Genomic DNA, 12197 nt, shown 5'->3' with positions numbered 1-12197 from the left:
GTACCTATACCCATAGCGGTACGGCCTGGGATGCCACAGCCACTGATAACTGTGGTGTAGCAACAGTAGAATACACCCTTTCAGGGGCAACCACCGGTAGTGGTATAACCCTGGACGGAGTCGTGTTTAACTTAGGCACCACCACAGTGACCTGGACCGCAACCGACAACAATGGCAATACCCACAGCTGTACTTATGAAATCACGGTAGAAGACAACCAGTCACCTGAGATCACGTGTGGAGGAAACCAAACCATAGATGCCAATGCAGGTAGCTGTAGTTACACCCACAGCGGTACAAGCTGGAACGCCACGGCGACCGACAATTGTAGTGTGTCAACGATTACCTACAGTCTGTCCGGTGCGACCAACGGTTCAGGAAGTTCGCTCAGCGGGGTGACCTTTAACTTGGGCACCACCACAGTGACCTGGACGGCAACCGACGCAGCCGGCAATACCGATGTATGTTCGTTTACCGTAACGGTAGAAGACAATGAATCACCACAGGCAGTCTGTCAGGACCTGACCATCCAGTTGGATGCCAATGGAATGGCGAGTATCCTTGTGGAAGACCTCAATGGCGGCTCGACCGACAACTGTGGCAACAGTGACCTCACATACACCGCCAGCAAGACAGAATTTGATTGTGGCGATGTGGGCGTGAATACGGTCATCCTCACCGTGACCGATGCAGCAGGCAACAGCTCAAGCTGTACTGCGATCGTAACGGTAGAAGACCTGATAGCACCCGAAGCCCTCTGTGTAGCAGGCATCACCCTGCCACTGGATGAAAATGGCGAAGCCACCCTCACGGCAGCCATGCTGGATGGCGGTAGTATGGACAACTGTTCGATAGCTGACATCAGTATCAGTCAAACCGCGTTTGACTGTTCAGACATTGGTGAGAACACGGTAACGGTAACGGTAACCGACAGCGAAGGCAACAGCACAAGCTGTACCTCTGTAGTAACGGTGGCCGACACCTTACCACCGGTAATCAGTTGTCCGGGTGATGTAACCGTTGATCCGAACGGGAACGGTACCTATGTGATGGAAGACTTTACCGGCGGGGTAACCGCAACGGATAACTGTACAGACCCTGTAGTGTTAATCACTCAGGAACCTGCACCCAACACCTCGTTGTCAGCAGGATTGACATATACCGTTACCTTTATGGCTGAAGACGAGTCGGGCAATACCTCGACCTGTAGTTTTGAACTGGAAGTGACCCCATTTTTGGGCACAGACAGCTTCAACCTGAGCAGTCTGACGATGTACCCGAACCCGGCAGCCACAGCAGTGAACATTGGCAACCCCGGAATGATTGCCGTAGATCAAATCAGTATCTACGACACCAGAGGGCGAATGGTTGGACAACAGCGATACAGTACGCCACAAAACACCTATACGCTGGATGTGAGCGAACTCTCATCAGCGGTGTATATGGTGATGATTCAAAGTGAAAACAAACAAACAGTCAAACGTTTGATTGTGGAATAGTGTTTTTTTCTAATAAATAAAGTTGATTAAACCCCGGCCCAGTGTCGGGGTTTTTTGTTTAATACACTGAAAAGGGTATATAAAATGAAGCTAAAAATGCTTAGAATTCAACTTCTGTCAGCACCCGGCATCCTGCAGTTAGCTCCATAGTGAAATTTATTTGTGATAGAATCCACAAGGGTAGATTCCTGCTGCAGTTTGAATGAGACAATCCACCCTAATAAACAGAAATTTAAAAAAGGAAAACCCCTAAGTAATTTACAGCTTAGGGGTTTATATTAATAATGTAAAAGGGTATAGTTTGTTGGAGGCAACTATAAGCTACAAATAATTTAATAAAGTACTGCCTTATTTATTCGGATAAAAATCCAATCGCTTGACTTCCACTTCAGGAGCATTTTCATTGACGAGTCGTTCAAAAGCATCTACATCAGCAAAACCGTCTGCTCCTCTAAAGTGATAGGGAATCACGGTATTAGGTTTGAATTCTGCGACAGCTGAAGCAGCACTTTCAACGGTCATTGTATAGGGTAAATTCATGCAAACAAAGGCCAGGTCAATGTTTTTGAGCGAGCGCATTTCCGGTATGTCTTCAGTGTCACCTGAAATATACACCCTGTAGTCATCTCGTTGAATCAAATACCCGTTGCCTCTTCCTTTTTCGTGATATTTTAAGGCCTCTTCCCGTAAATTGTACATGGGTATTCCGGTGATGGTAAAAGCCTGTTGGTTTACCGAAGAGCCATTGGACAATGCTATAACATCAGTTTTAAGCTCTTCCGGAAGTTGATCGATCACCGCCCGGGGTGCAATGATGCGGCTTTTATTTTTTTTGATGGCTAGTAAGGTTTCGATATTCAGGTGGTCGCCATGAATGTCAGTAATCAAAATGATATCGGCATCTTTCATGCCTGAAAAAGCTTCAGCTCCTCCCACCGGGTCAACATACATAACGATTTCATCCCATTCGAGAACCATAGTGGCATGGCTGATGGGGTGGATATCAATTTGGGGCGCTGCTTGTTCAATGGCCATTTCCTGATTACTGTCAACCGGTTCCTCAGTTGTTTTTTCAGCTGAATTTTTACAAGACCAAAAAAATGCAATAAATAGGAGTACAAATAAGGTGTTAGATTTCATTTTGTGTGTGTTTTAGTTCGAGGTGTTAAAATACAACAACTTAAAATGAAGTACCGTTAACTAACTTATAAAATCCATGATGAAGTAAGCAAGCAATTTACCCACTTGTTTTTCTTCTTCGGTTCCGGGTATTGGGGCTGCTTCACATAGGTGGAGGTAAGCCACGTTGCTGTTTTTTGCAAAGTAACTAATAAACCGACGCGTGTCATTTACACTAAACCCGCTTGGTGTTTTGGCACTGCTGGGTATGTCTTGAACACTGTCTAGATCCACTTCCAATCCAAATTTCTCCGCGGCAACCGTAAACGATTCGGCTTCTTTCAAGGCTTGTCCGAATGATTTTGTACGTTGAATAGCAATACTTTCAAACAGGTTGTAAGATACGCTTGTTTTGCTGGAGTGAAGTCTGTCAAAAATAGCCTGACTGTTGTAGTTTTTGTGTAAACCGAATATAAAATAATGGTGTAAGTAGCCTTCTTCATAGGCATAAGAAAAGCCGTTACCACTGTGCCTGTGTTCCAGGGGTCTGAAATCGGCATGAGCGTCAAAATTAATGACACTGATTGGCTTTTTCAATGCAAACGAGGTCCCTTTAATAGTGCCATAGCTATTGTTATGGCCACCGCCAATAATGACGGGTATTTTTCCGGCACTTACGATCTGTTCGACCACCGTGCTTACTTTGGTATCAATTTGTGAAACGATGTGACCGAGTTCTTCGAAATAATGTTCGTCTTCCTTATCAAGGGTATCAGCAGCCTTGAGTTCAATATCACAATTAATCTCACCCAAAAGAAGGATGTTTTCGGGTTTTGTGAATTCATTGGCCTGTATATTCAGCAATGCTTTTAAGCAAGCCTGCCAGGCATTTTTAGTTCCTTTTACACCGTGGTTTGCCAAAACACCCACATCTTCCGGAATACCGAGAAGCACATAGTTGGCAGGAGAGGTTTTAAGGTCATTTAATTCATTTATTGTGAGAATGGCTTCACCAAATTTAGTTTCACCGAATCTTTTATTAATATACTTTTGAATCTTTTGAGGGGAGTAAATTTTTAAGGGATTCATTTTTAGGTTATAAATAGGTTAAAAAGCGGTTTGGTTAAAGATTGAAATTTAAGTAATAAATTTAAGTAAAACGAATCCCTTTGGAATGATTTTATTTATTGAGATAAACCCATCCTGTAAAGACTTTATAGTCAGGATGATTTAAATTTAAAACATAAAAATACACCCCTGAAGGAACCGCTCCTTCATATAGCAAACCGTGGTTGGCATACCCATCCCAAAAGCCGGTTTGATTGTTGCCTTTAAAAATCAGATTGCCTTTGCGGGTGTAAATAAGAAGTTCATGCAGGGGGTAAATATTCAGCAAGCCTGAAATTTCAAATACATCATTGATCCCGTCATTGTTTGGGGAAAAGCCTTCAGGAATCCAGGGTGGGCAATCAGTGATGGAAAGCCGGAATTCACCGATTGTAAAACACAACTCGGTATCGAGCCTGACATAAATGGTTTGCGGATTTGAGGTGCTTTGATATTGCCCGGGAAACAACACCGGGTTTTGGAGCGTCAGCGCCTCTTCATAGCTGGTGAAGTAGCGTACTTCATCACCGGCAGACAGAGGAATTAATTCCTGTACCTCGGTAAGGTCAAATGAGGCAAGTCCGAAGCCTTCATTACACTGGTCAAGACCGGGGAGAATGGGTAAGTCATCGATGACACTAAATTGTACAGTAGTGCTGAAGGTGTTGTTGGTTTCATCCAATTCTTCCACGATACCGGAATTGTCGCCTGTGTCATCAACGCGCAACAAAAGTTCAAAAACATCAGGGACATTGTCGGATAGTTCCAGGGAAGTTGTCATATGAATTTGACCTCCCTCAGGAATTTGAATGGGAGTGAGGTCTGTTGCATACAACTGTTCGTTGATGTAAAAAGCGATGGGTGTTTCAGCCGGCAAAGGGGCTGTTCCGAGTGTGTTGGCAACAATGTATTTAAGCTGAAGCAACCGTTGACGACAGGCGTTCAAATCATCTGTAATATAGATTGTTGCATCCGGAAGAGGACAGCTTATCACTTGAATAACAAAGGAACCTATACTAAAACAATCGCCGTTGTCCACCCTGATGAAAATGGTTTCTTCCGGTCCTTGGATTTCATAGGACTCCGGAGTTGCGATTGGGTTTTCATTGTTTTCTGCATCGGTTGTAGTTTGGTGAAACGTGAGTTGAAATTCAGGGTTGACTTGTTGAGTGGAAATCGTAAGGTCGAACAGTTCGGGACCGACAGCGTCACAGATTTCCTGATTTGTCAGACCCGGAATTTCAGGAAAGACCAACAGGCTTAGTTGAACAGCATCTGTATTGTTGTTTTCATCGATTTCATTTACTACCCCCATTCCATTTCCGGTATCATCTACGGCAAGGGTTAGGGTAAATTCCTGAGGAATGGAAGGAGGGATGCTGAATGTAATTTCACTACTTTCTGAACCATCTATAGGAATGCTTGCCTGCGTGGTAGAAGAAGCTACAAGGCTTGTATTTGCATAAAAGGCTATGGGTGTGTTGGCGGGTAATACATCAGTACTGTTTGTATTAAACACGGTGTAATTTAGATTAACTTCCCGGTTACCGCATTCCTCGCCGGCTGTGAATTCATCTATGCTGATGGTAGCATCGGGCAGCTGACTGTTTAAAAGAGTAACTATGTTGTTAATCATAACTAAGTCCTGCCCCGAACTTAATGAAATAGTTGCCTGGGTGTCTCCCACCTGAATGTTATTTTGAATTCCGTAAACATCCATATCCATATTCCACAATTCACTACTGTTTGTATAGGTGTTGGTTCCGTTAAAAGCATTGTTGGCGGGGTTTAAGGGTGGATTGCTAATGATGGAGTTGTTAATTTGAAGCGTTTCATTTACGGCAATGCTTTCATCACCTTCCCAGGCTAAAAAGCCAATTTTAGCCCCTTCGTTATCAATTACATTGAGGTTTTCCAGAACAATACTGAGTTCCGGATTTAGGGATGAAACACTTTCCAGACCATCATAGACATTCAGTTGGTTGAGGTTCAATTGGGCATCTTCATAGATAATAATCACAGACCAACCACCAAAGTTGGTTCCTGAAGGGCAGTAGGGTGTGATGACTTCAGTTAAATCAAGTTCAGAAAGCGTATACACTCCATTCCCTGTATTTTGAAGTTGTTGGGTGACATTGGCAAAAGCAGCAAAAAAGATACGTTCCGGGTCCAGTTCGTTGCTAAAAGTGCGCTCAGCAGTGATGGGTTCGTTATTGAGACTAACTTCAAAATCACCATCACCGGAACCTGCCCAATACAGATAAGCTGCCACAATATTTTGCGTGGGTTCCAGATTGAGTGTAGCACTTGAAGCTGTCAGAATGATACAAGGTGCACCCAGTCCGTTTTCAACAGTGTTCAAGGTATTTCCTATGGCTGTAAAATCATATCTTCCGTTAAACTGTTCATACAGGTTGACCTCCTGAGCACCTACTTGGCTTAGCGAAAACAGAAGCACTATCAAAAAGTAAAGTGGCAGCAAGTTGTTTTTCATACGGAGGGGATTGAACGTTTAAATATACAAAATTCCCCGGCAGTTCAAATTGAAATTTGAAGTCTGTTAGAAGAGACTGCCCTTATCAACAAAAAAAGTCCCTGTTTTCACAGAGACTTGAGTTTTGGGTGGAAGACCGGTCTCGAACCGGCGACCTCTAGAACCACAATCTAGCGCTCTAACCAACTGAGCTACAACCACCATTTGTTGATGTCGCTTTTGCGAACCTCAGACGGTTTGCTAAAAGCGAGTGCAAATTTAATTCAAAAAGCTATCAATTTCAAAACAAAAAGGTGATTATTTTAAATCAAAAACAGAATTGATACCCAAGAGCCTGTCGACATTGAACCCTTCTGCGTGTTCAACCCCTATTAACCGCCCCAGATCACGGGCACGGTAAACAATGCTGTCTTTAAAATTGGGGCTGCTGATGGGGGTGTCTGGTTCATTTTTATCAGGATTGTAAAATTGACTTTCATAGGCCATCACTGCTTGCATCTTTTTATCAATGAACCCGGATACATCCACTACAAAATCGGGTGTCAGGTTTTTCCATTGAATATAGTGGTACACATTTTTGGGTCTCCAGGCTTGTTGTTTATTTCCTTCAAAAATGGTTTCAATTTTTTTCAACCCACTTAAAAAGCAGGCATCACTAACCAATTTGCTTCCTTTGGCGTGGTCAATATGCCGGTCATCCAGCGCATTGCAAAGCACAATTTCGGGTTTGTATTTTCGGATGATTTTAATGACCTCCAGTTGTGAGGCCGTGTTGTTTACAAAAAAACCATCAGAAAACTCCAGGTTTTTTCTAAAAGCAACTCCCAGAATTAGTGCAGCATTGTCAGCTTCAACATCTCTGATTTCAGCAGTGCCTCGGGTGCCGAGTTCACCACGGGTAAGGTCGAGAATTCCTACTGTTTTACCATTTGCAATTTCTTTTGCCAGAGTGGCCCCACAGCCTAATTCTACATCGTCAGGATGGGCACCGATGGCGAGAATGTCTAGTTTCACGTGTTTTTGTTTTTTTAATTTTGTTTACAAGCTTCCAAGGCCTGTTCTATATCTGCAATTAAATCTAATTTCTCTTCAATTCCAACAGAAAACCGCAATAAGTTGTTTGATATTCCTTGTTTTAATCGTTCCTCTTCACTTAGGAGCGCATGAGAGGTTTCTGAAGGTAGCAGGATGGTAGATTCTACTCCGGCCAAACTCATGGATGGTTTGATGAGCTTCAGGTTTTTCAGAAATTGACGCGCGTTTACAGTGTCTGTAAGTTCAAAGGAAAGCATACCGCCAAACCCTTTCATTTGATTTTTTGCTGTTTCATAATCGGGATGCGATTTAAGTCCGGGGTAGTAGACTTTTTTCACCTGAGTGTGTTTGCTGAGGTATTTTGCCAGTTTTTTAGCTGTGCGGTTTTGTGCTTTCACACGAAGCCCCATGGTTTTGATGCTGCGTTCCAGTAACCAAACGGTATATTCACTTAAATTACCACCCAGGTTTTTACCTTTTTGGAAAATCCGGTCGATGTGTTCTGAAGATGCGGCAACTGCTCCGGCCAGAATATCACTGTGTCCGCCCATATATTTAGTGGCGCTGTGAATCACGATGTCTATTCCAAAATTGATAGGGTTTTGATTGACAGGAGAGGCAAAGGTATTGTCAATCATGGAAATGAGCCGGTGTTTTTTACACAATTTTGCTACCATTTCAATATCTGTGACCGTCAATAAAGGGTTGGAAGGTGTTTCGATATACACTACTTTGGTATTGGCTTTTATTTTATCGGTGAAGGCCTTTTCAGTGAGCTCTTCAGTAAATGAGTAGTCAATTCCAAACTTTTCAAACTCTTCAGTCACTAAATTGAAGGTGCCGCCATAGAGTGTTTTTTGCAGGAGCACGTGGTCTCCTTTTTCTAAGAAAGCCAAGAGGGCAGTGCTTACAGCCGCCATTCCACTGCCAAAAAGCAGGGCAGCTTCAGTATGTTCCAAGGCAGCAATTTTTTGTGAGAGTGCTTGTTGGTTTGGGGTATTGAAATAGCGCGGATAGCGCTTTTCTTCCACACCCTCAAACGCATAGGAAGTAGCCATGTATAAAGGTGCTACCGCTCCGTGGAAGCGTGTGTCAGTCAATTCACCCGCGTGGGTGCACAGTGTATTGATACCAGATTTTTGAGTTGATTTCATTATTTTGAATTGAGAATGCTAAGTTACTAAAAGTGATACAACTATTTTTGTTGGTGTTCCACTTATTTAATCACCCTAAAGTAAAGGGTGGGAGTCTATAATTTATCACAATAAAGTATTCATAAAGTTCGTTGGATTGAAAAACTGTGCATAGATTAAATAGTGGAGCTATGCTCATTACAACGAAAAAAATAGTAATTTTAAAGATTAACCGCTATTTTTGCCAAAAATACAGGGATGATAAAACGACTCAGTTTGATGCTTACTAAAGTAGGGATTAGTGGCTTGGTATTACTTATTTTGAGTGCTTGTTCTTCAAAGAAGGACATTCTTTATATGCAAGACATCGAATCGATGGCTGCGATGACAACCGACAATTATAGTCCGCCAACCATTCGTGCAAACGATGTATTGAAAATCAATGTAGCTTCATTTGATATGGAGGCAGCAATGCCTTTTAATTTAATTCAGCCGGCACGGAACATTTCAGAAGTAGGTAGAACCAACAATCGTGAAATACAGGGTTATATTGTTAACAATGACGGCACCATTGAGTTTCCTGTGTTGGGTACGCTAAATGTGGCAGGAAAAACACGACAGGAGTTGGTTACTTTTTTGAAAAAGGAAATAGGAACTTACCTCAAAGACCCCATTATCAATATCGACATTATCAACTATAAAGTGACTGTTTTGGGAGAGGTCAACCATCCCGGAACCTTTACAATTTCTAATGAACGCATTACACTTTTAGAGGCGTTAGGAATGGCAGGCGATTTGAATATTTACGGAAAAAGAGACAATATCTTACTACTTCGTGAGGATAACGGCCAACGTATTTATCACAAAATTGACATCACAAAAAGTGATTTTATTCAATCTCCTTTTTACTATTTAAAACAAAATGACGTACTTTATGTACAGCCAAACAGCGCTCAGGTAGGAGCAGCGGCTTACAACCGCAACGCTACTGTTTATATTTCAATAGCGTCTGTACTTATTTCACTGGCTGTATTAATTACACGATAAATTTATGGAAACGACCCCAAATACCCCCTTAAATCAACAAGTTGAACCCGATTTAAGGGAACAACTTGAATTTTACTTGCGCAAATGGCCCTGGTTTATTCTGGGGGTGTTGGTGTGTGCCACCGTTGCTTTTTTGTATTTGCGTTACAGCACTGCACAGTATCAAACAACCACCTCAATTATTATTAAGGACAGCAAAGGAAATGGAGCAACATCTGAGCTGGCAGCCTTTGAAGATATTGGCCTCATTAGTGGAATGAATACCAACAGTATAGAAAATGAAATTGAAATCCTGCGCTCCAAGCGTTTGTTCAGAAGGGTAGTTGAAAAACTGAATTTGAACATCCGTTATTATACTGAGGGAAATATTAAAGTTACAGAGGTTTATAAAAACACGCCGTTTACTGTAAAAATTCTTGATCTAAATAAAGAGGTTTCCTTACCTTCATTTCCACTGCAATTTACGGTGCTTTCACAAACACGTGTCAGGATTTCAAACCCCGAAACCGATCAAAAGCTGGAGGTTAATTTTGGTGACCGAATTGACTTAGATTTTGCTTCCATCACCCTGGTTCCTGATATGGAACGACTGGAAGAATTGGAAAAAAACCGAACCTTATTGATTCAATTTTCAGAAGTTGAAAAAATAGTAGACCTCTATCAATCCAGAGTTCAGGTAAACCCTATCGCCAAAAATGCGAGTGTCATTGAATTGAGTATCAATGACCCGGTACGTGAAAAAGCACAAGATATTCTTAACGAATTGGTTACCCAATATAACGAGGATGCGATCAGCGACCGTAACCTTGTAGCCAATAATACGGCAAATTTTATCGATGAACGTTTACAAATCATTACGGCTGAACTGGATTCAGTAGAGACTGATAAAGTGACTTTTAAACAAGACAACCGCATTACAAGCCTTGAAGCTGAAGCGGAATTGTTTTTGTCAAGTGCCAGTGAATTCAACAAACAGCAAATAACCTTTGAGACTCAATTGGAGCTCATCAATGACTTGATGAACTATTTGGATAACAGTTCAGAAATTGGATTGCTTCCGGCAAACCTGGGCATCGCAGATGGAGGCATGGAGGGGCTCATTAGTAACTACAACCAGTTAGTTTTGGAACGCACCAGAATGTTACGCAGTTCTACAGAACAAAACCCGGTGGTTATCAACCTGACCAATCAAATCAATGAGTTGCGTGGCAGTATCATTAGCGGTCTGGAGAATATTAAAAACGCAATAGAAACCAATTTACGCGACCTGCGTCGACAGGAGTCTATATTTGGTTCTAAAATAGCAGAAGTTCCCGGAAAAGAAAAACAATTCAGAGGGATTGAACGTCAGCAAACCATTAAGGAAGCCCTGTATTTATTTCTTTTGCAAAAAAGAGAAGAAACCTCTATTTCACTGGCAGTCACAGCCCCCAAGGCCAAAGTGGTTGATGCGGCTTACAGTTCATCCAATCCTGTGTCGCCCAAGCGAAATATTATCTATCTAGCAGCTCTTTTATTGGGTTTACTGATTCCTTTTTTAATTTTTTACCTGCATCAACTGTTGTATGACAAAGTGAGCAACCGAAAGGATATTGAGCGTTCTATTGGTTCGATTCCTTTTGTAGGTGAAATTCCAAAGATAGCTACCAAAGAAGTAGATTTTATAAAACGAAATGACACCAATGTATTGGCTGAATCTTTTAGAATTTTAAGAACCAACCTACAGTACTTATTGGTGAAGAAACAACAATCAGAAACCGGGAAAACCATTTTTGTAACCTCAACAGTTAAAGGGGAAGGAAAAACATTTACTGCTGTAAATCTGGCACTCACCCTTTCCTATACCGGAAAGCGTGTGGTTTTGGTGGGAGCTGATATCAGAAATCCCCAGTTACACAGGTATTTTCCTAGTGATGAAGCAGCCAAAGGGGTTACTAATTTTCTGATTGGTGAGTCAACCAATCTCGAACAGTATGCCCGTAAAACAACACTTTCACCCAAGCTGGATGTAATTTCTTCGGGCCCCATCCCACCGAATCCTGCTGAACTTTGGATGAGTGAAAGTACCGGGATGTTTTTTGATGTGTTAAAGGAACATTACGATTATGTAATTGTTGATACGGCACCTTGTTTATTAGTGACTGATACCTTATTAATCAGTAAATATGCCGATACTACCTTGTATGTGGTAAGGGCTGATTATACTGAGCGTAAACTTCTTGACTTTCCTAAAGAAAACCTTGAAAACGGAAAACTTAAAAATGTGGCCTTTGTATTGAACAATGTAAAAATGGCCAACTTTGGTTATGGTAACAAATATGGGTATACCTATGGGGCTGAAAAACAAGGGTTTTGGAAACGTATGCTGGGGGTTTTTGGTAATTAACACACCTTATAATATACTATGAAAATATTAATAGCCATCCCGCTTTTTTTTGTTTGCTTGTTTTCAAGTATTGGTCAAGAAGACCTCCAAAAGTTTGAGTTTTTAATTGGCGACTGGCAGGGAGTTGAAACCGGTGTTGCGGGTGAAGGTATTGGATTTAGGAGTTATAAATATGAACTGGGAAAAAACTATCTATTTGTAAAAAACCAATCTACTTTTCCAAAATCTGCCAAAAAACCAATGGGAGAAGTGCACCGTGACATAGGTATTTTTAGTTATAATAAAACAACTTCGAAAATTGTATTCCGGCAATTTCACGTTGAGGGATTTACAAACATTTATGATTAAAAATCCTCTTAAATTTCCTATCTATAACA

9 protein-coding genes and 1 tRNA gene are annotated in these 12197 nt (G+C 41.6%); 4 read left to right on the top strand and 6 right to left on the bottom strand.

What is annotated here, in order from left to right; translation table 11 throughout:
• Positions 1 to 659: 659 nt before the first annotated feature.
• Positions 660 to 1499 carry a T9SS type A sorting domain-containing protein gene (locus AACY61_RS02030; RefSeq protein ID WP_339609704.1) on the top strand — a complete coding sequence of 280 codons (840 nt, stop codon included), beginning with the start codon at positions 660 to 662 and terminating at the stop codon, positions 1497 to 1499.
• Positions 1500 to 1847: 348 nt separating this feature from the next.
• Here the strand turns inward: AACY61_RS02030 and AACY61_RS02025 are convergent, their stop codons facing one another.
• From AACY61_RS02025 to AACY61_RS02000, 6 genes are all read right to left on the bottom strand, one after another.
• Complete coding sequence (locus tag AACY61_RS02025) at positions 1848 to 2639, bottom strand: MBL fold metallo-hydrolase (RefSeq protein ID WP_339609702.1); 792 nt, start codon at positions 2637 to 2639, stop codon at positions 1848 to 1850.
• A gap of 60 nt (positions 2640 to 2699) precedes the next feature.
• Positions 2700 to 3707, bottom strand: a complete 1008-nt coding sequence (locus tag AACY61_RS02020; RefSeq protein WP_339609701.1) for a formimidoylglutamase — start codon at positions 3705 to 3707, stop codon at positions 2700 to 2702.
• Between the two features lie 91 nt (positions 3708 to 3798).
• A complete protein-coding gene (locus tag AACY61_RS02015) occupies positions 3799 to 6219 on the bottom strand; it encodes a gliding motility-associated C-terminal domain-containing protein (protein WP_339609700.1) in 2421 nt (806 codons plus the stop codon).
• A gap of 126 nt (positions 6220 to 6345) precedes the next feature.
• Positions 6346 to 6421, bottom strand: a tRNA-His gene (locus tag AACY61_RS02010).
• A 95-nt stretch (positions 6422 to 6516) separates the two neighbouring features.
• Positions 6517 to 7233 (bottom strand): bacillithiol biosynthesis deacetylase BshB1, encoded by a 717-nt coding sequence (gene bshB1 / locus AACY61_RS02005; RefSeq protein ID WP_339609699.1) that lies wholly within the window; start codon positions 7231 to 7233, stop codon positions 6517 to 6519.
• 14 nt (positions 7234 to 7247) lie between these two features.
• Positions 7248 to 8408 (bottom strand): PLP-dependent aspartate aminotransferase family protein, encoded by a 1161-nt coding sequence (locus AACY61_RS02000; RefSeq protein ID WP_339609697.1) that lies wholly within the window; start codon positions 8406 to 8408, stop codon positions 7248 to 7250.
• A 237-nt stretch (positions 8409 to 8645) separates the two neighbouring features.
• On the opposite strand from AACY61_RS02000, the gene AACY61_RS01995 reads away from it, so the two are divergent.
• Genes AACY61_RS01995 through AACY61_RS01985 form a run of 3 tightly spaced genes read left to right on the top strand, consistent with a single transcriptional unit; the run spans position 8646 to position 12168 of the window.
• Complete coding sequence (locus tag AACY61_RS01995; protein ID WP_339609695.1) at positions 8646 to 9434, top strand: polysaccharide biosynthesis/export family protein; 789 nt, start codon at positions 8646 to 8648, stop codon at positions 9432 to 9434.
• Positions 9435 to 9438: 4 nt separating this feature from the next.
• Positions 9439 to 11820 carry a polysaccharide biosynthesis tyrosine autokinase gene (locus AACY61_RS01990; RefSeq protein WP_339609693.1) on the top strand — a complete coding sequence of 794 codons (2382 nt, stop codon included), beginning with the start codon at positions 9439 to 9441 and terminating at the stop codon, positions 11818 to 11820.
• A gap of 18 nt (positions 11821 to 11838) precedes the next feature.
• Positions 11839 to 12168: a hypothetical protein gene (locus AACY61_RS01985; protein WP_339609691.1), complete on the top strand. Its 330-nt coding sequence runs from the start codon at positions 11839 to 11841 to the stop codon at positions 12166 to 12168.
• Positions 12169 to 12197 lie beyond the last annotated feature (29 nt).

The sequence above is a fragment of the uncultured Planktosalinus sp. genome (assembly GCF_963973675.1).
Lineage (GTDB): Bacteria > Bacteroidota > Bacteroidia > Flavobacteriales > Flavobacteriaceae > Planktosalinus.
Note: the sequence above shows the minus strand (reverse complement) of the source record. Positions and strands in the feature narration are given on the sequence as shown.

Bases quoted from the DNA above. Each gene is read 5' to 3' on its own strand.
- AACY61_RS02025 (WP_339609702.1), bottom strand. From the start codon at position 2,639: ATGAAATCTAACACCTTATTTGTACTCCTATTTATTGCATTTTTTTGG.
- AACY61_RS01985 (WP_339609691.1), top strand. From the start codon at position 11,839: ATGAAAATATTAATAGCCATCCCGCTTTTTTTTGTTTGCTTGTTTTCA.
- AACY61_RS02020 (WP_339609701.1), bottom strand. From the start codon at position 3,707: ATGAATCCCTTAAAAATTTACTCCCCTCAAAAGATTCAAAAGTATATT.
- AACY61_RS01995 (WP_339609695.1), top strand. From the start codon at position 8,646: ATGATAAAACGACTCAGTTTGATGCTTACTAAAGTAGGGATTAGTGGC.
- AACY61_RS01990 (WP_339609693.1), top strand. From the start codon at position 9,439: ATGGAAACGACCCCAAATACCCCCTTAAATCAACAAGTTGAACCCGAT.
- AACY61_RS02000 (WP_339609697.1), bottom strand. From the start codon at position 8,408: ATGAAATCAACTCAAAAATCTGGTATCAATACACTGTGCACCCACGCG.
- AACY61_RS02015 (WP_339609700.1), bottom strand. From the start codon at position 6,219: ATGAAAAACAACTTGCTGCCACTTTACTTTTTGATAGTGCTTCTGTTT.